This window comes from Streptomyces sp. NPDC048370 (assembly GCF_043200825.1).
In the GTDB taxonomy this organism is placed as follows: domain Bacteria; phylum Actinomycetota; class Actinomycetes; order Streptomycetales; family Streptomycetaceae; genus Streptomyces.
Genome location: NZ_JBICYI010000014.1, coordinates 106,936 through 128,443, shown reverse-complemented (window position 1 = coordinate 128,443; position 21,508 = coordinate 106,936). Strand labels below are relative to the sequence as shown.

Annotated in this window: 21 protein-coding genes and 1 riboswitch; of the genes, 14 read left to right on the top strand and 7 right to left on the bottom strand. The window is 72.3% G+C overall.

Annotation, left to right across the window (positions count from 1 at the left end; genetic code table 11):
- The first annotated feature begins 1 nt into the window (after position 1).
- The 5 genes from ACGFYP_RS27205 (at position 2) to ACGFYP_RS27185 (ending at position 4,769) form a co-directional block, all read left to right on the top strand.
- Complete coding sequence (locus ACGFYP_RS27205; protein ID WP_393498690.1) at positions 2–1,615, top strand: YifB family Mg chelatase-like AAA ATPase; 1,614 nt, start codon at positions 2–4, stop codon at positions 1,613–1,615.
- The gene (dprA, locus tag ACGFYP_RS27200; RefSeq protein WP_393498687.1) at positions 1,612–2,769 is read left to right on the top strand and encodes a DNA-processing protein DprA; all 1,158 of its coding nucleotides are present in this window, start codon (positions 1,612–1,614) and stop codon (positions 2,767–2,769) included. The genes ACGFYP_RS27205 and dprA overlap by 4 nt, the downstream gene beginning before the upstream one ends.
- Before the next feature lie 239 nt (positions 2,770–3,008).
- Positions 3,009–3,845, top strand: a complete 837-nt coding sequence (gene whiG / locus ACGFYP_RS27195; protein ID WP_393498684.1) for an RNA polymerase sigma factor WhiG — start codon at positions 3,009–3,011, stop codon at positions 3,843–3,845.
- A gap of 53 nt (positions 3,846–3,898) precedes the next feature.
- Positions 3,899–4,456, top strand: a complete 558-nt coding sequence (locus ACGFYP_RS27190) for a TetR/AcrR family transcriptional regulator (RefSeq protein ID WP_393498881.1) — start codon at positions 3,899–3,901, stop codon at positions 4,454–4,456.
- 10 nt (positions 4,457–4,466) lie between these two features.
- Positions 4,467–4,769, top strand: coding sequence for a hypothetical protein (locus ACGFYP_RS27185; RefSeq protein ID WP_393498681.1), 303 nt, complete (start codon positions 4,467–4,469; stop codon positions 4,767–4,769).
- On the opposite strand, the gene ACGFYP_RS27180 is transcribed toward ACGFYP_RS27185, so the two are convergent.
- Positions 4,727–5,287 carry a M23 family metallopeptidase gene (locus ACGFYP_RS27180; protein WP_393498678.1) on the bottom strand — a complete coding sequence of 187 codons (561 nt, stop codon included), beginning with the start codon at positions 5,285–5,287 and terminating at the stop codon, positions 4,727–4,729. The two genes, ACGFYP_RS27185 and ACGFYP_RS27180, sit on opposite strands and share 43 nt — an antisense overlap.
- 256 nt (positions 5,288–5,543) lie before the next feature.
- Here ACGFYP_RS27180 and rpsB point away from each other — a divergent pair, with 256 nt between their 5' ends.
- The 9 genes from rpsB (at position 5,544) to ACGFYP_RS27135 (ending at position 15,279) form a co-directional block, all read left to right on the top strand.
- Entirely contained in the window at positions 5,544–6,449 is a 906-nt protein-coding gene (gene rpsB / locus ACGFYP_RS27175) for a 30S ribosomal protein S2 (protein WP_361958940.1), read from the top strand.
- Between the two features lie 121 nt (positions 6,450–6,570).
- Positions 6,571–7,407 (top strand): translation elongation factor Ts, encoded by an 837-nt coding sequence (gene tsf / locus ACGFYP_RS27170; protein ID WP_361958937.1) that lies wholly within the window; start codon positions 6,571–6,573, stop codon positions 7,405–7,407.
- A 158-nt stretch (positions 7,408–7,565) separates the two neighbouring features.
- Positions 7,566–8,330, top strand: a complete 765-nt coding sequence (gene pyrH, locus ACGFYP_RS27165) for a UMP kinase (protein ID WP_329115390.1) — start codon at positions 7,566–7,568, stop codon at positions 8,328–8,330.
- Between the two features lie 133 nt (positions 8,331–8,463).
- The gene (gene frr, locus ACGFYP_RS27160; protein ID WP_361759870.1) at positions 8,464–9,021 is read left to right on the top strand and encodes a ribosome recycling factor; all 558 of its coding nucleotides are present in this window, start codon (positions 8,464–8,466) and stop codon (positions 9,019–9,021) included.
- Positions 9,021–10,106, top strand: a complete 1,086-nt coding sequence (locus ACGFYP_RS27155) for a phosphatidate cytidylyltransferase (protein ID WP_393498671.1) — start codon at positions 9,021–9,023, stop codon at positions 10,104–10,106. The genes frr and ACGFYP_RS27155 overlap by 1 nt, the downstream gene beginning before the upstream one ends.
- Positions 10,107–10,185: 79 nt before the next feature.
- On the top strand, positions 10,186–11,292 hold the full coding sequence (gene rlmN / locus ACGFYP_RS27150; RefSeq protein ID WP_362003367.1) for a 23S rRNA (adenine(2503)-C(2))-methyltransferase RlmN: 1,107 nt from the start codon (positions 10,186–10,188) through the stop codon (positions 11,290–11,292).
- 29 nt (positions 11,293–11,321) lie between these two features.
- A riboswitch (TPP riboswitch) is annotated at positions 11,322–11,429 on the top strand.
- Between the two features lie 87 nt (positions 11,430–11,516).
- Positions 11,517–12,596 carry a thiamine ABC transporter substrate binding subunit gene (locus tag ACGFYP_RS27145; RefSeq protein ID WP_393498878.1) on the top strand — a complete coding sequence of 360 codons (1,080 nt, stop codon included), beginning with the start codon at positions 11,517–11,519 and terminating at the stop codon, positions 12,594–12,596.
- Positions 12,597–12,634: 38 nt separating this feature from the next.
- Positions 12,635–14,251: an ABC transporter permease gene (locus ACGFYP_RS27140; RefSeq protein WP_393498874.1), complete on the top strand. Its 1,617-nt coding sequence runs from the start codon at positions 12,635–12,637 to the stop codon at positions 14,249–14,251.
- Positions 14,251–15,279 carry an ABC transporter ATP-binding protein gene (locus ACGFYP_RS27135; RefSeq protein WP_393498667.1) on the top strand — a complete coding sequence of 343 codons (1,029 nt, stop codon included), beginning with the start codon at positions 14,251–14,253 and terminating at the stop codon, positions 15,277–15,279. Before ACGFYP_RS27140 ends, ACGFYP_RS27135 begins: the two co-directional genes overlap by 1 nt.
- 7 nt (positions 15,280–15,286) lie before the next feature.
- Here ACGFYP_RS27135 and ACGFYP_RS27130 read toward each other — a convergent pair whose 3' ends face one another.
- The 6 genes from ACGFYP_RS27130 to ACGFYP_RS27105 form a co-directional block, all read right to left on the bottom strand.
- Entirely contained in the window at positions 15,287–16,261 is a 975-nt protein-coding gene (locus ACGFYP_RS27130; RefSeq protein ID WP_393498664.1) for a hypothetical protein, read from the bottom strand.
- A 141-nt stretch (positions 16,262–16,402) separates the two neighbouring features.
- Complete coding sequence (locus tag ACGFYP_RS27125; RefSeq protein ID WP_393498661.1) at positions 16,403–17,353, bottom strand: hypothetical protein; 951 nt, start codon at positions 17,351–17,353, stop codon at positions 16,403–16,405.
- A gap of 102 nt (positions 17,354–17,455) precedes the next feature.
- Positions 17,456–18,043 carry a GNAT family N-acetyltransferase gene (locus ACGFYP_RS27120; protein WP_393498658.1) on the bottom strand — a complete coding sequence of 196 codons (588 nt, stop codon included), beginning with the start codon at positions 18,041–18,043 and terminating at the stop codon, positions 17,456–17,458.
- Between the two features lie 27 nt (positions 18,044–18,070).
- A complete protein-coding gene (locus ACGFYP_RS27115) occupies positions 18,071–19,198 on the bottom strand; it encodes an LOG family protein (RefSeq protein ID WP_393498654.1) in 1,128 nt (375 codons plus the stop codon).
- Positions 19,199–19,550: 352 nt separating this feature from the next.
- Complete coding sequence (locus ACGFYP_RS27110) at positions 19,551–20,696, bottom strand: hypothetical protein (protein ID WP_393498651.1); 1,146 nt, start codon at positions 20,694–20,696, stop codon at positions 19,551–19,553.
- A complete protein-coding gene (locus ACGFYP_RS27105) occupies positions 20,678–21,406 on the bottom strand; it encodes an ATP-binding cassette domain-containing protein (protein WP_361958909.1) in 729 nt (242 codons plus the stop codon). The genes ACGFYP_RS27110 and ACGFYP_RS27105 overlap by 19 nt, the downstream gene beginning before the upstream one ends.
- Between the last annotated feature and the right edge of the window lie 102 nt (positions 21,407–21,508).

The window sequence follows — 21,508 nt, the reverse complement described above, 5'->3', positions numbered from 1 at the left end:
GATGGGATTCGCCCGCACCTGCTCCGTCGCCCTCGTCGGGGTCGAAGGCGTCGTCGTCGAGGTCCAGGCCGACCTGGAGGCCGGAGTCGCCGCCTTCACCCTCGTCGGCCTCCCCGACAAGAGCCTCAGCGAGAGCCGCGACCGCGTCCGCGCCGCCATCGTCAACTCGGGCGCCGAGTGGCCCCAGAAGAAGCTGACCGTCGGCCTCAGCCCCGCGTCCGTGCCGAAGGGCGGCTCGGGTTTCGACCTGGCCGTCGCGGCCGCGGTCCTCGGCGCCGCCGAGCGGATCGATCCCCGGGGCATCGCCGACCTCGTCCTGATCGGCGAACTCGGCCTCGACGGCCGCGTCAGGCCCGTGCGAGGCGTCCTGCCCGCCGTCCTCGCCGCCGCCGACGCCGGCTACCGCCAGGTCGTCGTTCCCGAGCAGACCGCGGGGGAGGCCGCCCTCGTCCCCGGGGTCTCCGTCCTCGGTGTCCGCAGCCTGCGCCAGCTCATCGCCGTCCTCTCCGACGAGCCCGTCCCCGAGGAGGAGCCCGCCGACGAGGGCCGCCCCGACGCCATGCTCGCCGGGCTCCTCGTCCCCGGCGCGGGCGTCGGCACCGGCCTCGCCGCCGACCCCGCCGACGGACCCGACCTCGCCGACGTCGCCGGCCAGCACGGAGCCCGGCGCGCCCTGGAGGTCGCCGCCGCCGGCAGCCACCACATCCTGCTCTCCGGGCCACCCGGAGCCGGGAAGACCATGCTCGCCGAACGGCTCCCGGGCATCATGCCCCCGCTCACCCGTCAGGAGTCCCTCGAAGTCACCGCCGTCCACTCCGTCGCCGGCATCCTCCCGCCCGGCGAACCCCTCGTCCGCCGCGCGCCCTACTGCGCGCCCCACCACTCCGCGACCATGCAGTCCCTGGTCGGCGGCGGCAACGGACTGCCACGCCCGGGCGCCGTGTCCCTCGCCCACCGCGGGATCCTCTTTCTGGACGAGGCGCCCGAATTCTCCGGAAAGGCGCTGGACGCCCTGCGTCAGCCGCTCGAATCCGGGCACGTGGTCGTCGCCCGCGCCGCCGGAGTCGTCCGCCTCCCCGCGCGGTTCCTCCTCGCCCTGGCCGCCAACCCCTGCCCGTGCGGACGGCACAGCCTGCACGGCGCGGGATGCGAATGCCCCGCCTCCCTCATCCGCCGCTACCAGGCACGCCTCTCAGGACCGCTCCTCGACCGGGTCGACCTGCGCGTCGAGGCCGAACCGGTCACGCGCTCCGACCTCCTCGGCCAAGGCGGGCGCGGGGAGTCCACCGCCACCGTCGCCGACCGCGTCCGCGAGGCCCGGGCCCGCGCGGCCGCCCGCCTCGCCGGCACCCCCTGGACCGTCAACAGCGAAGTCCCCGGCCATGAGCTGCGTACGCGCTTCCTCGTCGCCCCCGGAGCCCTCGCCGCCGCGGAACGGGACATCGAGCGGGGGCTGCTCACCGCACGCGGACTCGACCGGGTCCTGCGCGTCGCCTGGACCGTCGCCGACCTCGCCGGGCACGACCGCCCGGACGTCCAGGACGTCGACCTCGCCCTCGAACTGCGGACCGGCATCGCCCGAGGCGTACCGGTGGGAGCGGGGGAGCGCGCATGACCTCCGTCGACGAACGTCTCGCCCGCGCCGCCCTCACCCGCGTCGTCGAACCCGGCGACGTCCACGCCGGGCGTTGGCTCCGGCAGTACGGAGCCGTGGGGTTCCTCCAGCGTCTCCGGGACGTGGCCGAGGCCCCGGACGCCTTCGCCGGCACCGGGGAGAAGCGGGTCGCCGGCTGGCGGCTGCGTGCCGCGAACACCGAGCCCGGACGCGACCTCGACGCCGTCGGTCGGCACGGCGGCCGGTTCGTCGTCCCCGGCGACGTCGAATGGCCCCGGCAGCTCGACGACCTCGGCGACACCCGGCCGGTCGGGCTCTGGATCCGCGGCCGCGCCGACCTGCGGACCTGGGCGCTGCGCTCCGTCGCCGTCGTCGGCGCCCGCGCCTGCACCCCCTACGGAGCGCACATGGCGACCACGCTCGCCTCCGGTCTCGCCGAGGAGGGTTGGGTCGTCGTCTCCGGCGCCGCCTTCGGCATCGACGGCGCCGCGCACAGAGGGGCCCTCGCCGCCCGGGGAGCCACCGTCGCCGTCCTCGCCTGCGGCGTCGACATCCCCTACCCGCGCGGCCACGCGGGACTCATCGGGCGCGTCGCCGAACAGGGCCTCGTCATCGGGGAGTTGCCGCCCGGCAGTCACCCCACACCCAGCAGGTTCATCCTCCGCAACCGGGTCATCGCCGCCCTCACGCGGGGCACGGTCGTCGTCGAGGCCGAGTACCGCAGCGGCTCCCTCGTCACCGCCCGCGCCGCCGCCCGCCTCGGCCGGCACACCATGGGCGTGCCCGGCGCCGTCACCAGCGGCCTCTCCGCCGGCGTCCACGAACTCCTGCGCGGCGAGGCCACCCTCGTCACCGAGGCCGCCGAAGTGATCGAACTCGTCGGGGACATGGGCCAACTCGCCCCCGTCCGGCGCGGGCCGGTCCTGCCGAGAGACCTCCTCGCCCCGGACGCCGCCCGGGTCCTCGAAGCGATGCCCGCCGGTCCCGCCACCCCCGTGGGTGACATCGCCGACCGGTCCGGTGCCACCCTCGACGACACCCTCGTCCGACTGTACGAACTGCACTCCCTGGGGTTCGTCGAACGGCAAGGCGACGACTGGCGGTTGACGAACACCGCCACGGAAGGGGCTAACGCGCGGCGAGGCGGTACTTGACCTGGAGCATTCGGGTGAAATGGTGAGAGTGATGAACAACCCAGCTGTCTCGGCCGCACCCGAGGGGCCGACACGCGCCACGGCCCGGGTTCGAAGATGTGGCCGAGGACGTCCACCCACAGCGGTGCGATCCGCAGAGGTTCGCACACCGCGACCGTCCAGTCACGCTACGCTCGCCAGGATTCCCCGCCGGACACCCACCCCGACAAACCCGCCAGCAGAACGGCTCAAGGCAACGCATGCCCCAGCACACCTCCGGGTCTGACCGCGCTGCGGTGCCCCCAGCAGCCCGGGGCACCGTGCGACCGCCCGCACCGACATCGCTCGACGAGCTGTGGCGGTCGTACAAGGACACGGGCGACGAGCGGCTGCGCGAACAGCTGATCCTGCACTACTCGCCGCTCGTGAAGTACGTCGCAGGACGCGTCAGCGTGGGGCTGCCGTCCAACGTGGAACAGGCCGACTTCGTCTCCTCCGGGGTCTTCGGGCTGATCGACGCCATCGAGAAGTTCGACGTCGAGCGGTCGATCAAGTTCGAGACCTACGCGATCACCCGGATCCGGGGCGCGATGATCGACGAACTCCGCGCCCTCGACTGGATCCCCCGCTCCGTGCGGCAGAAGGCACGCAACGTCGAGCGCGCCTACGCCACCCTGGAGGCCAAGCTCCGCCGCACCCCGAGCGAGAGCGAGGTCGCGTCGGAGATGGGCATCGGCCTGGAGGAACTCCACGCGGTTTTCAGCCAGTTGTCCCTGGCGAACGTGGTCGCCCTTGAGGAGCTGCTGCACGTCGGCGGCGAGGGCGGCGACCGGCTGTCGCTGATGGACACCCTGGAGGACACCGCGGCCGACAACCCGGTCGCGGTCGCCGAGGACCGCGAGCTGCGGAGGCTGCTCGCCCGCGCCATCAACACCCTCCCCGAGCGGGAGAAGACCGTCGTCACGCTCTACTACTACGAAGGCCTCACCCTCGCCGAGATCGGCCATGTCCTCGGGGTCACCGAGAGCCGCGTCAGCCAGATCCACACCAAGTCCGTCCTGCAGCTCCGCGCGAAGCTGGCCGATGTGGGGCGCTGACGGACGGCGGCCGGTCGTATGGTGGATCCGTGCCAAGGATTCGAGCGGCCTCGGTGGCCGAGCACCGGACGATGCAGCGCGGCGCCCTGCTGGACGCCGCGCGTTCCCTGCTGTCCGAGGGCGGTACGGAGGCGCTGACCTTCCCCGCCCTCGCCGAGCGCACGGGCCTGGCCCGCTCCTCGGTGTACGAGTACTTCCGGTCGCGCGCGGCCGTGGTCGAGGAGCTGTGCGCCGTCGACTTCCCCGTCTGGGCGGCCGAGGTCGAGACGGCGATGGCCGGGTCCGACACGCCTGAGGGCAAGGTCGAGGCCTACGTCCGCAAGCAGCTCGAGCTCGTGGGGGACCGGCGCCACCGGGCGGTCGTCGCGATCTCCGCGAGCGAGCTCGACGACGGCGCCCGCGAGAAGATCCGCGCCGCCCACGGCGGCCTCGTCACCATGATCGTCGAGGCTCTCGTCGACCTGGGCCAGCCCCAGCCCCGCCTGGGCGCGATGCTCCTCCAGGGCGTCGTGGACGCGGCCGTGCGCCGCATCGAACTGGGCGCGGCAGAGGACCCGGACGCCATCGCCGAGGCCGCCGTCACCATGGCCCTCCGAGGCGTCAGCGGCTGAGGCCCGGCTGATGACGGCTCTGGCCTCCTTCGCCTTCGTGCGTCACGTCGACGGGCTGCGCCAGCCCTTCGAACGGGACGGCGAGCGCCATGGCCGGCCCGCGTACCGCCGCACGGACGGCCAGGTGTGGTGCGTCTGGGCGCCGGACCTCGGCTGGCACTGCGTGATCGGCGACGGCCTCGTCACCGCCCACCCCGTGGACGGCGAGGGCGACGAGCCGGAGCCCCCGGCCACCGTGTGGCGCAGCTTCAAGGGCGACCGCTCGTACCTCTACGACCTCGTGCCGCCTCCCGATCCCGCGAAGAGCGCCTGACCCGTCACCGGAAGCAGCCGCGACGGGCCCTGCCGGAGCAGGAGCAGAGGGTTCAGGTACGTGTCGCCCCGCAGCAGGCCCCAGTGCAGGCACGACCCCGCGCAGTGGGCCGACCCGGCCGCTCCCGACGACCCTGCCGCCCCCGTCGCCGCGGGCGCCAGCGTCGCCACCGGGTCCCCGCGAGTGACCTTCGTACCCGCCGTGACCAGAGGGTCCACCGGTTCGTACGTGGTGCGCAGCGGAGGGTCTCCGGTGTCCGGCAGGGTGATCGTGAGGACGCCCCGGCCGGCCACACGGCCCGCGAAGGTGACGACGCCCGACGCCGCCGCGCGGACCGGGGCGCCCACCGGGGCCGCCAGGTCGAGCCCGCGGTGACCGGCCGCGTACGGACCGGCCGGAGGCTCCCAGCCGCGCACGATCTCGGGGCGCGGCGGGCCCAGGGGCCACGTCAGGGGCGGGGACGGCAGGCTCGCGGGCCACGCCAGGGCCAGGGTGAGAAGCAGTGTCGTGAGGTGCATGGCGCCACCGTCCCGCACCCGCCCGATTCGCGGTGATCATGGTCGCCATCTGTGGACCACCCGCCGGTTGTGGACAGCGCCGTCACCCGGCACCCCCGGGGTCCCGTACACTTCCTATGGCGATCCGGGTCACCGGGTCGACTTCGCACGCCCCGCCACACAGCCCTCACCGGCCGTGGCAGCGCCTTTTCGGTCCCTTGCGGCACGGCGCGTCGGGGCGTCAGGACATAACCGAGAAACACAAGGAGATACGGCCATGGCCGTCGTCACGATGCGGGAGCTGCTGGAAAGCGGCGTCCACTTCGGTCACCAGACCCGTCGTTGGAACCCGAAGATGAAGCGCTTCATCTTCACGGAGCGCAACGGCATCTACATCATCGACCTGCTCCAGTCGCTGTCGTACATCGACCGCGCCTACGAGTTCGTCAAGGAGACCGTCGCCCACGGCGGCTCCATCATGTTCGTCGGTACGAAGAAGCAGGCCCAGGAGGCCATCGCCGAGCAGGCGACGCGTGTCGGCATGCCGTACGTCAACCAGCGTTGGCTCGGTGGCATGCTCACCAACTTCTCCACCGTCTACAAGCGTCTGCAGCGCCTCAAGGAGCTCGAGCAGATCGACTTCGAGGATGTGGCCGCGTCCGGCCTCACCAAGAAGGAGCTCCTGGTCCTCTCCCGCGAGAAGGCCAAGCTGGAGAAGACCCTCGGTGGTATCCGCGAGATGCAGAAGGTGCCGAGCGCCGTCTGGATCGTCGACACCAAGAAGGAGCACATCGCCGTCGGTGAGGCGCGCAAGCTCCACATCCCGGTCGTCGCGATCCTCGACACCAACTGCGACCCCGACGAGGTCGACTACAAGATCCCGGGCAACGACGACGCGATCCGCTCCGTCACCCTGCTCACCCGCGTGATCGCCGACGCCGTCGCCGAGGGCCTCATCGCCCGCTCCGGCGCCGCGACCGGCGACTCGAAGCCGGGCGAGAAGGCCGCGGGCGAGCCGCTCGCCGAGTGGGAGCGCGACCTGCTCGAGGGTGAGAAGAAGGCTGACGAGGCCGAGGTCCAGACCTCTGCCGAGACCGAGAAGGTCGCCGACGCCGAGGCCACCGAGGTTGTCGAGGCCGTCGAGGCCGCCGAGACCCCGGCCGCCGAGGCCGAGCAGGCCTGACCCACGGCCTGACCTCACAGGTCAGGCTGGTTGGTTGTTTCGGATGTCGACGGCGGGGGCCTACGAAGCCCCCGCCGTCCACCCGTAGATCTTTCAGACTTCGAGAGAGAAACTCAGACTCATGGCGAACTACACCGCCGCTGACGTCAAGAAGCTCCGTGAGCTCACCGGCGCCGGCATGATGGACTGCAAGAAGGCTCTGGACGAGGCCGACGGCAACGTCGACAAGGCCGTCGAGGCCCTGCGCATCAAGGGCCAGAAGGGCGTCGCCAAGCGCGAGGGCCGCTCTGCCGAGAACGGCGCCGTCGTCTCCGTCATCGCCGACGACAACACCTCCGGTGTCCTCGTCGAGCTGAAGTGCGAGACGGACTTCGTCGCCAAGGGCGAGAAGTTCCAGGCCGTCGCCAACACCCTCGCCGCCCACGTCGCCGCCACCTCCCCGGCCGACCTGGAGGCGCTGCTCGCCTCCGAGATCGAGCCCGGCAAGACCGTCCAGGCGTACGTCGACGAGGCCAACGCCAACCTGGGCGAGAAGATCGTTCTCGACCGCTTCGCGCAGTACGCCGACGGCTTCGTCTCGGCCTACATGCACCGCACCATGCCCGACCTGCCCCCGCAGATCGGTGTTCTCGTCGAGCTCGACAAGGAGAACGCCGAGATCGCGAAGGGTGTCGCCCAGCACATCGCCGCCTTCGCGCCGAAGTACCTCACCCGTGAGGACGTCCCGGCCGAGGTCGTCGAGACCGAGCGTCGCGTCGCCGAGGAGACCACCCGCGCCGAGGGCAAGCCCGAGGCCGCGCTCCCGAAGATCGTCGAGGGTCGCGTCAACGGCTTCTTCAAGGACGCCACGCTGCTCGGCCAGCCGTACGCGCTGGACAACAAGAAGTCCGTCCAGCAGATCCTGGACGAGGCCGGTGTCACCCTGAAGCGCTTCACGCGCATCAAGGTCGGCATCTGAGTCCGTACGCAACGGACACCGGACCCCGGTAGGGTCTGAAGCAGTCGTCCACGCTCGCGTAGGACGACCGCAGATCTGACGAGGAGGCCATTGCCGTACGGGAAACCGCAAGGACCCACCGGCAATGGCCTTCGTCGTATGTGCACGAGGAGATCTCCATGAACCAGTCCGCCGCACAGGGCGACGACATCCACGGCAAAAAGGCCGGCCGCTTCATGCTGAAGCTGTCCGGCGAGGCATTCGCCGGCGGCGGCGCGCTCGGCGTCGACCCCGACGTCGTGCACAAAATCGCGCGCGAGATCGCCGCAGTCGTCCGCGACGGAGCGGAGATCGCGGTCGTGATCGGCGGCGGTAACTTCTTCCGCGGCGCCGAACTGCAGGTACGCGGCATGGACCGGGCCCGCTCCGACTACATGGGCATGCTCGGCACCGTCATGAACTGCCTCGCCCTCCAGGACTTCCTGGAGAAGGAGGGCATCGACTCCCGCGTCCAGACCGCCATCACGATGGGCCAGGTCGCGGAGCCGTACATCCCGCTGCGGGCCGTGCGCCACCTGGAGAAGGGCCGCGTCGTCATCTTCGGCGCCGGCATGGGCATGCCGTACTTCTCCACCGACACCACGGCCGCCCAGCGCGCCCTGGAGATCGACGCCGAAGCCCTGCTCATGGGCAAGAACGGCGTGGACGGGGTCTACGACTCCGACCCGAAGACCAACCCCGACGCGGTCAAGTTCGACGCGCTGGAGTACGGCGAGGTGCTCTCCCGCGACCTCAAGGTCGCCGACGCCACCGCCATCACCCTGTGCCGCGACAACAATCTCCCGATCCTCGTCTTCGAACTGCTCGCCGAGGGCAATATCGCGCGCGCGGTGAAGGGTGAGAAGATCGGCACTCTCGTGAGCGACCAGGGCACCCGGGCCTGAGCCTCGGCTCGAACCGGGCACCGCCCCTCCCCCAGGGCCTGAACGGCCTGGGGGGACCCCCATGGGGATGGACAGAGCCCTGCCGGTCGTATCACCGTGCAGGACAAGACGCGACGACACGCAGGAGCAAGTGGTGATCGAAGAGACCCTCCTCGAGGCCGAGGAGAAGATGGAGAAGGCCGTCGTGGTCGCCAAGGAGGACTTCGCCGCGATCCGCACCGGCCGTGCGCACCCGGCGATGTTCAACAAGATCGTGGCCGACTACTACGGTGCGATCACGCCGATCAATCAGCTGGCGTCGTTCTCGGTTCCCGAGCCGCGCATGGCGGTCGTGACGCCGTTCGACAAGAGCGCGCTGCGCAACATCGAGCAGGCGATCCGGGACTCGGACCTGGGCGTCAACCCCAGCAACGACGGCAACATCATCCGTGTGGTGTTCCCCGAGCTGACCGAGGAGCGCCGCCGGGAGTACATCAAGGTCGCCAAGTCCAAGGCCGAGGACTCCAAGATCTCCATCCGCTCCGTCCGCCGCAAGGCCAAGGAGACCATCGACAAGCTGGTCAAGGACGGCGAGGTCGGCGAGGACGAGGGCCGCCGCGGCGAGAAGGAGCTCGACGACACCACCGCGAAGTACGTCACGCAGGTGGACGAGCTGCTCAAGCACAAGGAAGCCGAGCTGCTCGAGGTCTGATGAACGACTCTTCCTGGGGGGCCCCGGCCGGTTCCGGCTACTGGGGGCCCGACCAGGGGCCTGCCCCGGCGGGTCCCGCATACGATGGGCTGCAGGCGGCGCAGACTCGGCCCATGCCCATCGTGCCCGACGTCCCCGCCGGCGATCACCAGGACGATCACGACAGGGGGGCCGCTCAGCCGAGTGGTCCCCTGTTCCGTGACGAGACGCCGAACGAGCACCCGCAGGAGCCCATGTCCAGCCCGAACCGGCCCGCTGCCCCGCAGAAGAAGAGCGCGGGGCGCGACCTGGGCGCGGCCATAGGAGTCGGGGTCGGGCTCGGCGCGGTCATCATCGCGTCGCTCTTCATCTGGAAGGCCGCGTTCATCGGCGTCATAACGGTCGCCGTCGTCGTCGGTCTGTGGGAGCTCACCTCCCGACTCCAGGAGCGCAAGGGCATCAAGGCCCCGCTCGTTCCGCTGGCCGTCGGCGGCGCGGCGATGGTCGTCGCCGGCTACGTCCGCGGCGCGGAGGGGGCCTGGGTCGCCATGGCCCTGACCGCCCTCGCGGTCCTCGTGTGGCGTATGACGGAGCCGCCCGAGGGCTATCTGAAGGACGTCACGGCGGGCGTCTTCGCCGCGTTCTACGTGCCGTTCCTCGCCACGTTCGTGGCACTGATGCTCACCGCCGACGACGGCGCGGAGCGGGTGCTCACGTTCCTGCTGCTCACCGTCGTCAGCGACACCGGCGCGTACGCGATCGGCTGGCGCTTCGGCAAGCACAAGCTGGCACCGCGGATCAGCCCCGGCAAGACCCGCGAGGGCCTGGTCGGAGCGGTCACGTTCGCGATGGCGGCGGGCGCGCTGTGCATGGAGTTCCTGATCGACGACGGCACGTGGTGGCAGGGCCTGCTGCTCGGCCTGGCGGTGGCGGCGAGCGCGACGCTCGGCGACCTCGGCGAGTCGATGATCAAGCGCGACCTCGGCATCAAGGACATGGGCACCCTGCTGCCGGGCCATGGCGGCATCATGGACCGCCTGGACTCCCTGCTGCCGACGGCCCCGGTGGTCTGGCTGCTGCTCGTGATCTTCGTCGGCACCACCTGACCTGCGTATTTCTAGGTGAAGGGCCCTCTGTCCACAGACGGCGGGCCCTTCGCCGTTCCTCTGCGACACTGGTAGGACCATGCCCAAGCCCGGAGAACTCACTTTCGTCGCGCCGCGCGGAGCCAAGAAGCCGCCGCGGCACCTTGCCGACCTCACGCCCGCCGAGCGCAAGGAGGCCGTCGCCGCGATCGGCGAGAAGCCGTTCCGCGCCAAGCAGCTGTCCACGCACTACTTCGCGCGGTACGCCCACGACCCCGCCGAGTGGACCGACATCCCCGCCGGCTCCCGCGAGAAGCTGCAGGGTGAGTTGCTGCCCGACCTGATGTCGGTGGTCCGGCACATCTCGTGCGACGACGACACCACCCGTAAGACCCTGTGGAAGCTGCACGACGGCACGCTCGTCGAGTCCGTGCTGATGCGGTACCCGGACCGGGTCACCATGTGCATCTCCTCGCAGGCCGGCTGCGGGATGAACTGTCCGTTCTGCGCCACCGGGCAGGCCGGGCTCGACCGGAACCTCTCGACCGCCGAGATCGTGCACCAGATCGTCGACGGGATGCGCGCCCTGCGCGACGGCGAGGTGCCTGGTGGGCCCGCGCGGCTCAGCAACATCGTCTTCATGGGCATGGGTGAGCCGCTCGCCAACTACAAGCGGGTCGTCGGCGCCATCCGCCGGCTGACCGACCCCGAGCCGGACGGGCTCGGGCTCTCGCAGCGCGGGATCACCGTCTCCACCGTCGGTCTGGTGCCCGCGATGCTGCGCTTCGCCGACGAGGGCTTCAAGTGTCGGCTCGCCGTCTCGCTGCACGCCCCCGACGACGAGCTGCGCGACACCCTCGTGCCCGTCAACACGCGCTGGAAGGTCCGCGAGGTCCTCGACGCCGCCTGGGAGTACGCCGAGAAGTCCGGCCGCCGGATCTCCATCGAGTACGCCCTGATCCGCGACATCAACGACCAGGCCTGGCGGGGCGACCTGCTCGGGCGGCTGCTCAAGGGCAAGCGGGTCCACGTCAATCTCATTCCGCTGAACCCCACGCCCGGGTCGAAGTGGACCGCGTCGCGGCCCGAGGACGAGAAGGCCTTCGTCGAAGCCATCGCCGCCCACGGTGTTCCGGTCACCGTCCGTGACACCCGCGGTCAGGAGATCGACGGTGCCTGTGGACAGCTGGCGGCCTCGGAGCGCTGACCTTGTAGTCTGTGCTCGAACACATCTCCATATTCCGACAGGGGAGCGCCACAGCGCTGAGAGTGCGGTCGTCGGACCGCAGACCCTCTGAACCTCGCCCAGGTCATTCTGGGTAGGAAGTTCGGTCGCAACTCGAGCTGTTGCGCCCTGCCCGCCTTCCGGTGGGCAGGGCCGCGTCTCTTCCTGGTCACACCCAGGAGGAAATTTCAGTGAGCACCAAGAAGATGGCCGCCGCGGCCCTCGCCGCCGCGCTGGGCGTCACGACCCTCGCCGCCTGCGGCACCGAGGCCGTCAGGGACGCCGCAGGCAAGTCCGGCGCTCCCGCGCCGAAGACCGTGACCCTCGTCAGCCACGACTCCTTCAACGCCTCCAAGGAAGTCCTGGCGGAGTTCACCAAGCAGACCGGCTTCACGGTCAAGGTGCTGAAGAGCGGTGACGCCGGCGTCGCCGTCAACAAGGAGATCCTGACCAAGGGCTCCCCGCAGGGAGACGTCTTCTTCGGCGTCGACAACACCCTGCTCTCCCGCGCCCTCGACAACGGGATCTTCGTCCCGTACGAGGCGAAGGGCCTGGACGCCGTGCAGCCTGCGGCGAAGCTCGACAAGGAGCACCGGGTCACCCCGATCGACACCGGCGACATCTGCGTCAACTACGACAAGAAGTACTTCGCCGACAAGAAGCTCGCGCCCCCGCAGACCTTCGACGACCTGGCCAAGCCGGAGTACGAGAACCTGCTCGTGGTCGAGAACCCCGAGAAGTCCTCCCCGGGACTCGGCTTCCTCCTCGGCACCGCCGCGCAGTACGGCGACGACGGCTGGCAGGACTACTGGACGAAGCTCAAGGCCAACGGCGTGAAGACCGTCGACAGCTGGGAGCTCGCCTACAACCAGGAGTTCTCCGGCTCCGCCGGCGGCAAGAAGGCCAAGGGAGACCGGCCGCTGGTCGTCTCGTACGCCTCCAGCCCGCCGGTCGAGGTCCTCTACTCCGAGCCGCAGCCGAAGGACGCCCCCACCGGCGTCTCCACCGGCACCTGCTTCCGGCAGATCGAGTTCGCCGGCCTGCTGAACGGGGCGAAGAACCCCGAGGGCGGCAAGGCGCTGATCGACTTCCTGATCTCCAAGAAGTTCCAGGAGGACATGCCGCTGCAGATGTTCGTCAACCCGGTGACCGAGGGCGCCCAGCTGCCCGAGCTGTTCACGAAGCACGGCGTGGTGATCGACAAGCCGCTGACGATGGCGCCCGAGAAGATCGCCGAGAAGCGTGACCAGTGGATCCAGTCGTGGTCCTCGACCGTTCTGAAGTAGTCCCCGACCGCCGGGGAAGCGCGGCGCGGCTCGGCCTGATGGTCGTGCCCGTCGCCTTCTTCGCGCTCTTCTTCGCCTGGCCCGTCGCCTCGATCGTCGAGCGCGGGCTGCGGGTCGACGGGGCGTGGGAGTTCGGCCGGTTCGGCGAGACGCTGAGCCGGCCGGAGATCCTCGACGTCCTGTGGTTCACCCTGTGGCAGGCGCTCGCCTCCACCGCGCTCACCCTGCTGATCGCGCTGCCCGGCGCGTACGTCTTCGCGCGCTTCGACTTCCCCGGCAAGGGGCTGCTGCGCGCCGTCGTCACCGTGCCGTTCGTGATGCCGACCGTCATGGTCGGCACGGCCTTCCTCGCGCTCGTCGGGCGCGGCGGGCTCCTCGACGAGCTGTGGGGCGTCCGCCTGGACACCACCGTCTGGGCCATCCTCCTCGCGCATGTCTTCTTCAACTACGCCGTCGTCGTCCGGACCGTCGGCGGACTGTGGGCGCAGCTCGACCCCCGCCAGGAGGAGGCCGCCCGCGTCCTCGGCGCCTCCCGGTTCACCGCCTGGCGGACGGTGACGCTCCCCGCGCTCGGCCCCGCCGTCGCCGCGGCCGCGCTGATGGTGTTCCTCTTCACCGCAGGCTCCTTCGCCATCGTCCAGATCCTCGGCGGACCGGCGTACTCCACCCTGGAGACGGAGATCTACCGGCAGACGGTCGACCGCTTCGACCTGACGACGGCCGCCGTCCTCACGATCGTCCAGTTCGTCGCCGTCGGCGTCGTCCTCGCCGTGCACGCCCGGACGGTGCGGCGGCGGGAGACGGCCCTGAAGCTCGTCCCGCCCGAGCAGACCGCGCGGCGGCCCCGAGGGATCGGCGCGTGGGCGCTCTTCGCGGGCGTCCTCGTCTCGATCGTCCTGCTGCTCGTGCTGCCGCTCGCCGTGCTCGTCGAGCGGTCCTTCGCCACCCCCGACGGGTACGGCTTCGACTACTACCGGGCGCTGCAGTCCGTCGACCCCTCCGGCACCTTTCTCGTCCCGATGGTCGACACCATCGCGAACTCACTCCGGTACGCCGTCGTCGCCACCGCCCTCGCCCTCCTCGTCGGTGGACTCGCGGCGGCCGCCCTCACCCGGCGGGCGGGACGGCTGGTGCGCGGCTTCGACGCGCTGCTGATGCTGCCGCTCGGGGTGTCGGCGGTGACGGTCGGCTTCGGCTTCCTGATCACCCTGGACGAGCCGCCGTTCGACCTGCGGGCCAGCTGGATCCTCGTCCCGCTCGCGCAGGCGCTCGTCGGCGTCCCGTTCGTCGTCCGGACCATGCTGCCCGTCCTGCGGGCCGTCGACGAACGGCTGCGGGAGGCGGCGGCCGTCCTCGGCGCCTCACCGCTGCGGGCCTGGCGTGAGGTCGACCTGCCGCTGGTGCGGCGGGCGGTGCTGATCGCCGCCGGGTTCGCCTTCGCCGTCTCCCTCGGCGAGTTCGGCGCGACCGTCTTCATCGCCCGGCCCGACAACCCGACCCTGCCCGTCGCCGTCGCACGACTGCTCGGCAGGCCGGGCGAGCTCAACTACGGCCAGGCCATGGCCCTTTCGACGATTCTGATGGTGGTGTGCGCCGTGTCCCTGCTGCTCCTCGAACGGCTCCGCGCCGACCGGACCACCTCCGGGGAGTTCTGATGCTGCACATCGAGGACGCGACCGTACGGTTCGGGGCACGGGCCGTGCTCGACTCCGTGGACCTGGAGGTCGCCGACCACGAGATCGTGTGCGTGCTCGGGCCCAGCGGCAGCGGCAAGTCGACGCTGCTGCGGGCCGTCGCCGGACTCCAGGCGCTCGACGGCGGACGGGTCCGGCTGGACGACACGGACCAGACCGGGGTGCCGGTGCACCGGCGCGGGGTCGGCCTGATGTTCCAGGACCACCAGCTCTTCCCGCAGCGGGACGTCGGCGGCAACGTCGCCTTCGGGCTCCGCATGGAGGGTGTGACCAAGGCCGAACGGGACGCGCGCGTACGGGAGTTGCTGGAGCTCGTCGGACTGCCCGGGGCCGAACGGCGGGCCGTCGCCTCGCTCTCCGGCGGCGAGCAGCAGCGGGTGGCGCTCGCCCGCGCCCTCGCGCCCCGGCCCCGGCTGCTGATGCTGGACGAGCCGCTCGGGCAGCTCGACCGCCGCCTGCGGGAACGGCTCGTGGTCGAACTGCGCGCGCTCTTCCGGCGGTTGGGCACGACCGTGCTCGCCGTCACCCACGACCAGGGCGAGGCCTTCGCGCTCGCCGACCGGGTCGTCGTGATGCGCGACGGCCGGATCGCCCAGTCCGGGGCACCGCTGGAGGTCTGGCAGCGCCCGGCCTCCGCTTTCGTGGCCCGCTTCCTCGGCTTCGACAACGTGGTCCCGGGCACGGTCAGCGGCGCCGCCGCCGAGACGGCGTGGGGCAAGATCCCGGTGCCCGACGGATCGCCCCAGGGCGCGCGGGAGATCCTCGTACGCCCGGGCGGCGTACGGCTCGTCGCCCCGGCGGACGGCCTGGCCTGCACGGTCGAGGCCCGTACGTTCCGCGGTACGCACGCCACCGTCATGCTCCACCCGGCCGAGGGCCCGCCCCTGGAGGCGGAGTGCGCCCTCGGCGACGCCCCGGAGGAGGGCGCGGAGGTCGGGGTGATCTTCGCGGCGGACGAGATCGTGGTCCTCGCGGGCGACCGGAGCTGACGCCGCGTCAACAGCGGTCGCAGGGGCGGCGGGTGGCTCGCTGGAAGGAGCGGGTCGCCCGGCCGAGCGCGAGCCCGTAGAGGCAGAAGCCGCCGTACGCGACCAGGACCACCCAGGGGGCGTGGTCGGCGACGGCCGCGTCGACCGCGCCCGCCCAGGCGAGGACGCCGACCACCGCGAGGAAGACGCCGAACGGGGTGAGCGCCCCGGCCCCCGCCCACCCCAGCGCGATCAGCGGGACGCGAGGCAGGCGGCGGCCCCAGGGGCGGGTCAGCGCGAGGGCGAGGGCCATGCCGACCAGGGCGAGGGCGGCGGTGACGTCGACGCCGTGGTCGTAGAGCCAGAGCCCCAGATCGCTGGTGTACACGGGGTCGACGCCCGGCCGCCCCTCGCCGGTGTAGCCGGGGGTCACGCCCAGCGCCCAGGCCGTCTTCAGGGTCGCGTACGGGACGAGGGCCGCGACCGCGACGAGACCCGCCCGGGTGTCCGGTGGCAGACCGGACGGAGTACCGGCGCGGTCGCCGCAGTACGGGCACGTGCCGAGCGCCCTGCGGCGGTACGCGAGCGCCGCGCAGCCCCACAGGACCGCGCCGAGCACCGCCGCACCCTGGTTCGCCCATGCCGCCCAGTCGATCGCCGGCTGGTTCCGCGACAGGAAGAACAGCAGGTGCGTCGCGCTGAGGAGGAAGGCGAAACCCGAGGTCAGACAGAGGACGACGGCCGCCCACGCGGCCGGGGGCGGCCACCGGCGGCCGGGGCGGCGCGACATCGCGTACGCGAGGAGCGCGGCGGAGCCGTAAAGGCCGGCCGCCGTCGCCTCGGCGGCCGTGCCCGTGCCCTTGCCGAGCAGCGCGTAGCCGAAGGCGGGCCCGGTGAGCGCGGCGAGGGCCGCGCCGGTGGCGTACAGCACGGACCAGACGAGGGCGGCGCGCTCCGCCCAGGACGGCCAGGTGGCGAGAAGGCTCTGCGTCTTCGCGGTCATGGGACGAGCGTCCCGGCGGGCGGGCCCGCGGGGCGTCGGCCGGGGGGAGGGACGTGGTCCGCCGGATGGGGGAGGGGCGGGGGGGACGGGATGCCTACGAGGTGCGGTCCGGGGCTCCCCCGTTCCCCCGCGGCCCTCGCCCTAGCGCAGGGCGGGCGATTCGGCGGCGCGTGGCGCGGGTGACGGATCGGGTGCCGGGTCTTCCTCGGGCGGCGTCGGTGTTCCGTGGGTCTCCGGGGCGCCGAACCAGGCGACCGCCACGGCGCCCGCGACCGCCAGGGTGAAGCCGAGGACGGCCAGCCAGGCGAAGCCGGGGCGGGAGGTGTCGCCCAGCCACCACACACCGATCATCCCGGGCAGCACGGTCTCGCCAACCACGAGCGCCGCCGTCGCCCCGTTCACCGAGCCGATCTGGAGCGCGATGGTGTGCAGGTACATGCCGCCGATCCCGGCGACGAGGATCGCGTAGAGCGCCGGGTCGGTCAGGAGCGTGCCGAGGTCGAACGGGTCGACGCCGTCGAGGATCCGTACGCCCACGCCGAGCGCGCCGAAGCCGAGTCCCGAGAGCAGGCCGGCGAGGATCGCCGCCCGGGCGCCCAGGAGCCGCACGAGAACCGTGCCGCCGACCATCAGGAGCAGGGCGATGGCGAGCAGCCACCAGTGGGTGGAGGACGCGGTGTGCCCGCTGCCCTCGGGGCCCGCCGCGCTCGCGAGCAGCACCAGCGCGGAGCAGACGACACCGATCGACGTCCATTCGGCACGGGTCAGCCGGATGCCGAGCAGCCGGACGCTCAGGACCGCCGTGATCACCAGGTTCGCGCTGATGACCGTCTGGGAGAGGAACAGGGGCAGCATCCGGGCCGCGAGCGCGCCGAGGCCGAAGCCGATGAAGTCCAGGACCGTGCCGACGACGAACTCCCAGGTCATCGCCGCCTTCGCGGTCGACGACAGGCTCGGCCCGCCCCGGCCTGTGACCTGTCCGGCCGCCTCCGCCTCGCGCCGGGCGGACTTGCGCGAACCGACGGCCTGCAGCACGGAGCCCGTGCCGTAACAGACCGAGGCGGCGACGGCGGTCAGCAGTCCTATGAGCACGGAGTGGCTCCGTTCCGGGAGGTGAGGGTCGGTACGGACTGCCAGACGTGGGATCGGGGGTCGAAGTTGCCTCCCTCGGCCGAGAGGCGCGCCGGCCTGGGGTCAGATGTCGCCCTGGACGAGCGCGTGCAGATGCTCGTCGTGCCAGCCGTCCGCGTGGAGCAGCGCGCTGCGCATGGTGCCTTCGAGGGAGTATCCGGCCTTCTCCGCCACCCGGCAGGATGCCGGGTTGGCCACCGAGTGGCACAGGCGCAGGCGGTGGAGGCCGAGGTCGTCCAGGGCCCAGTCACCGAGGCGCTTCGTCGCCTCGACCACCGCACCGTCACCGCGCTGCGTGGGGAGGATCCAGTACATGATCTCGGCGCTGCCACCGGCGAGGTCGATGTCGCCCCATCCGATCAGCCCGACCGCCTCGTCACCCGGGCGGGCGATGGCCCAGATCGCGCTCAGCTCGGCCTGCCAGCGCTCGTGCATCCGCTCGATCCGTCGGCGCGCGTCGGTGGGCGTCTCGACCAGCAGCCGGTTCCAATGGCGAATCGCGGGATCCTGACCGGCGGCCAGGAGGGCGTCGGCGTCGGAGAGACGCCAGGGGCGCAGCTCCAGACCGCCGGGCAGCCGGAACGTCGGCTGCTCCATCGCGGCCATCCGGCCTGCGGGAACGACTGCGGGTATGCGCGGGGCAGAGATCATCGGCGCATCCTGCCACGGAGAGAGGGCCTAGTAGTGGAGGGTCTGGGCTGGATCGGTGAGGCGGTGGAGGGCTTCGGGGGCCTCGTCGATGGAGTCGACCAGGGCGATCCGGGCCGCCATCGGGCGCTCGGCGGCGAGGGCTTGGAGCAGGGGCCAGGCGGGCAGCCGCTCCGTCCAGTGGGACTGGTTCACCAGGACCATGGGGGTGGGCTCGCCCCGCGACTCGTAGTAGTTCGGGGTCGTGTTGTCGAAGATCTCCTGCACCGTGCCGGCCGCGCCGGGCAGGAAGATCACGCCTGAGGTGCACCGGGCGAGCAGACCGTCCTCGCGCGTGGCGTTGGCGAAGTACTTCGCGATGTGGCCCGCGAACGGGTTCGGCGGCTCGTGTCCGTAGAACCAGGTCGGGATGCCGACCGAGTCGCCGCCCTTCGGCCAGCGGGCGCGCACCTCGAAGGCGGCCCGCGCCCAGTCGGTGACGGACGGGGCGAACGAGGGTGCCTTGGCGAGGAGTTCGAGCGCCTCGTCGAGGACGTCGTCGGGGTGCGGGGCTGTGTACGCGCCGAGGTTCGCGGCCTCCATCGCGCCGGGGCCGCCGCCGGTCGCCACGGTCAGTCCTGCGCGGGCGAGCGAGCGGCCGAGGCGGGCCGCCCCGGCGTACGCGTCGGTGCCGCGGCCCATCGCGTGGCCGCCCATGACGCCCACGACCCGGGCACCGGCGAGGAGTTCGTCGAGGGCGTCGGAGATCGCGTCGTCGTGGATGGACCGGAGCATCGAGGCGAAGATGTCGCCGTCGGCCTTCGTCCGCTGGAACCAGTCGTACGCGAGGAAGTCGGGGGTCGCCTCGTACCCCCCGTACCCCTCCTCCTCGACGTGGTCGAACAGTTCGTCGGGGGAGTAGAGCCGGGCGCGGTACGGGTCGAACGGCAGATCCGGTACGGGCGGGAAGACGAGGGCTCCGTCGGCACGGACCTTGGCGGCGGCCTCGGGCTGGAGCTCGCAGCCCAGGAACACGGCGCCGGCGGTGGGGGTGGAGAGCAGCGCGAAGGTGCGGTCGGTGAGGTCGACGGACTGGAGGCGGTGGCCTTGGAGGGAGCCTCGGGCGATGACCGCGTCGAACTCGGCGGGGGTGTGGATCTCGCGTTCGTTGCGGGTCATGGGCCCAGCGTAGGGGGCCTTGGGGTGCGGGCTCCTGTCCGGGCGCCGGGTCGTGAGCGCGCCGGCTCCTGTCCAGGCGCCGAGGTCGTGGGCGCCGAGGTCGTGAGCGCGGCGGCTCCTGTCCGGGCGCCGCGCCTGTGGTGCGGGGCCGGTCGGGGCGGACGCGCCCGCCGGGGCGCCCTCGTCCCGTGTGCCCACCCGTCCCGCCCTGCGGGACGATCGCCCACACGGGAGGGTTGGCGGGGGCGGGGAGCAACGATTGCCCACGACGGCGGTGGTGGAGGGGGTGGGGGAACCCCGGGCGGAGCGGTTGCTCGCAGCGGGGGCAGCGGGCGGGCGCGCGGCCAGTGGCTCAGGCGCTCAGTGGGACCGCCGCCAGTTCGCCCACCACCCAGGTCAGTGGCAGGAACACCGCCACCAGCACCCCCGCCCGCATCAGTGCCGCCGTTCGGAGGACCGTGGGTGGGGCGCCCAGGCGGACCAGGGCCTCCGTCGTGTGGGCGCGGCACTGCTTGGACTCCAGGGCCGCCGTCAGCAGCGTCGCCGTCGTGCAGGCCATCACCAGCGCCGCGCCCAGGCCGGTCAGCGGGCCGAAGTCGCCCGCCCCGGCGTCGTACAGCGTGGCCGCCGCGACCGCGCCCGAGGCCACCGCGCACACCACGCCGAGCGGGCGCCCGATGCGGCGGGACTCGTCCATCAGGACGCGGCCGGCCAGGAGACGGGTCGCGCCCGGGCGGACCGCCTGGAGGAGGCGGCCGCACCAGTGGGTGATGCCGGGCCCCGCCATCGCGAGCCCGATCGCGGTGAGGATCCAGCCCGCGAGGACCCCCGCCGGGCTGGCTTCGAAGCGGCCCGGCAGCGGCAGCCCGCCGTCCGCACCGCCCTGCCCGGCGTACGTCTCGACGGCGAGGCCGACCGCCAGGAGCGCCACGCCCCAGGGGAGGCCCGAGGGGGCCGTCCGCTCCGCGCCCTCGGGAGCCGTCGGGGTCTTCCGGGGGCGCAGGGCCAGCGCGGCGGCCGTGGAGGCGGCCACCGGGAGGATCGCGAGGAGGGTGAGCGCGCCCGCCAGCGGGATCGGCTGACCCGCCGCGAGCAGCTCCGCCGCCGCTCCGTCGAACGGCAGGCCCGTGATGTCCCCGCGCAGGTGCAGGTAGAACAGCAGGGCGACCATCGAGCCGAGCGTGCAGGCCACGGCCGTCGAGGCCGCGGCGATCGCCGTGAGCCGGGCCGGGCCGAGACCGATCGCCGAGAGTCCGGCCCGCGGCCGGGTGCTGGGGTCCGTACGGGCCACGGCCACCGCGAAGTGCACGGTCGCGGCCAGCGGGATCATGCACCAGAGCAGTCGCAGGGTCGCGGCGGCCGACTGCTCCGGGTGGCCCACGGCGTACCCCAGCGTGCAGAGGAGCAGAAAGCCGACCCCCGCGGCCGCCGCGGCGACCAGGAGCCGCCGCAGCAGGACGAGGGGGTGGGTCCCGCGGACTAGACGGAGAGCGAGCACGCGGCGACGCCCTCCGCCCCGGTGGTCGGCGACGCGGTGCCCACCCGGCGCCCGTCGAGCAGGGCGACCGAGCGGTCGGCGAGGGCGGCCACCTCCGGGTCGTGGGTGGCGAGGAGCACGGTGATCCGGTGCGAGCGGGCGGCGGCCGTGAGCGTACGCAGCACCTGCGCGCCGTCGGCGCGGTGCAGCGAGGCGGTCGGTTCGTCGGCGAACAGGACCGACGGTGTGGTGACCAGGGCGCGGGCGATCGCGATCCGCTGGCGCTGCGACTGGGTCAGCGCGTGCGGGCGCCTGCGGGAGCAGACTCCGATGTCGAGGCGCTCCAGCCACTCCAGGGCGGAGGCCTTCGCGGCCCGGTGGGAGACCCCGCGCAGCAGGAGCGGCAGGGCCGCGTTCTCCCAGGCGGTCAGCTCCGGTACGAGGCCGGGCTCGGGGTCGATCCAGCCGAACCGGTCCCGGCGCAGCCGTTCGCGCTGGACCGGGCTCATGGTGTGCACGGGGCTGCTGTTGAACCAGACCTCGCCCTGCTGGGCGAGCGTCTGGCCGGACAGGCAGCGCATCAGCGTGGTCTTGCCGCTGCCGCGCGGGCCGACCAGGGCGAGGATCTCGCCCTCGCGCACGCCCAGGGAGACGCCGGTCAGGACGTCCGAGCCCTCCAGGGTGCAGTGCAGGGAACGCGCCCAGAGCACGTCGTTGTCCGGTGGGGCCATCGCGTACACCTCGTGTCGGATCCGATACTTGCGTTCCCCCGTCCGAGGGAACGAAGGGACGGGCCTGTCGGTCACTGGGCACCGTAAGGATTCAGATCCGTT

What these genes read in the sequence shown, in the direction of transcription:
- ACGFYP_RS27145 (WP_393498878.1), top strand. Translation starts at nt 11,517, where the DNA reads ATGGCCGCCGCGGCCCTCGCCGCCGCGCTGGGCGTCACGACCCTCGCC.
- ACGFYP_RS27205 (WP_393498690.1), top strand. Translation starts at nt 2, where the DNA reads ATGGGATTCGCCCGCACCTGCTCCGTCGCCCTCGTCGGGGTCGAAGGC.
- pyrH (WP_329115390.1), top strand. Translation starts at nt 7,566, where the DNA reads ATGAACCAGTCCGCCGCACAGGGCGACGACATCCACGGCAAAAAGGCC.
- ACGFYP_RS27140 (WP_393498874.1), top strand. Translation starts at nt 12,635, where the DNA reads ATGGTCGTGCCCGTCGCCTTCTTCGCGCTCTTCTTCGCCTGGCCCGTC.
- whiG (WP_393498684.1), top strand. Translation starts at nt 3,009, where the DNA reads ATGCCCCAGCACACCTCCGGGTCTGACCGCGCTGCGGTGCCCCCAGCA.
- ACGFYP_RS27180 (WP_393498678.1), bottom strand. Translation starts at nt 5,287, where the DNA reads ATGCACCTCACGACACTGCTTCTCACCCTGGCCCTGGCGTGGCCCGCG.
- ACGFYP_RS27130 (WP_393498664.1), bottom strand. Translation starts at nt 16,261, where the DNA reads ATGACCGCGAAGACGCAGAGCCTTCTCGCCACCTGGCCGTCCTGGGCG.
- ACGFYP_RS27105 (WP_361958909.1), bottom strand. Translation starts at nt 21,406, where the DNA reads ATGGCCCCACCGGACAACGACGTGCTCTGGGCGCGTTCCCTGCACTGC.
- ACGFYP_RS27120 (WP_393498658.1), bottom strand. Translation starts at nt 18,043, where the DNA reads ATGATCTCTGCCCCGCGCATACCCGCAGTCGTTCCCGCAGGCCGGATG.
- ACGFYP_RS27135 (WP_393498667.1), top strand. Translation starts at nt 14,251, where the DNA reads ATGCTGCACATCGAGGACGCGACCGTACGGTTCGGGGCACGGGCCGTG.
- tsf (WP_361958937.1), top strand. Translation starts at nt 6,571, where the DNA reads ATGGCGAACTACACCGCCGCTGACGTCAAGAAGCTCCGTGAGCTCACC.
- ACGFYP_RS27185 (WP_393498681.1), top strand. Translation starts at nt 4,467, where the DNA reads ATGACGGCTCTGGCCTCCTTCGCCTTCGTGCGTCACGTCGACGGGCTG.
- ACGFYP_RS27115 (WP_393498654.1), bottom strand. Translation starts at nt 19,198, where the DNA reads ATGACCCGCAACGAACGCGAGATCCACACCCCCGCCGAGTTCGACGCG.
- rlmN (WP_362003367.1), top strand. Translation starts at nt 10,186, where the DNA reads ATGCCCAAGCCCGGAGAACTCACTTTCGTCGCGCCGCGCGGAGCCAAG.
- rpsB (WP_361958940.1), top strand. Translation starts at nt 5,544, where the DNA reads ATGGCCGTCGTCACGATGCGGGAGCTGCTGGAAAGCGGCGTCCACTTC.
- ACGFYP_RS27155 (WP_393498671.1), top strand. Translation starts at nt 9,021, where the DNA reads ATGAACGACTCTTCCTGGGGGGCCCCGGCCGGTTCCGGCTACTGGGGG.
- dprA (WP_393498687.1), top strand. Translation starts at nt 1,612, where the DNA reads ATGACCTCCGTCGACGAACGTCTCGCCCGCGCCGCCCTCACCCGCGTC.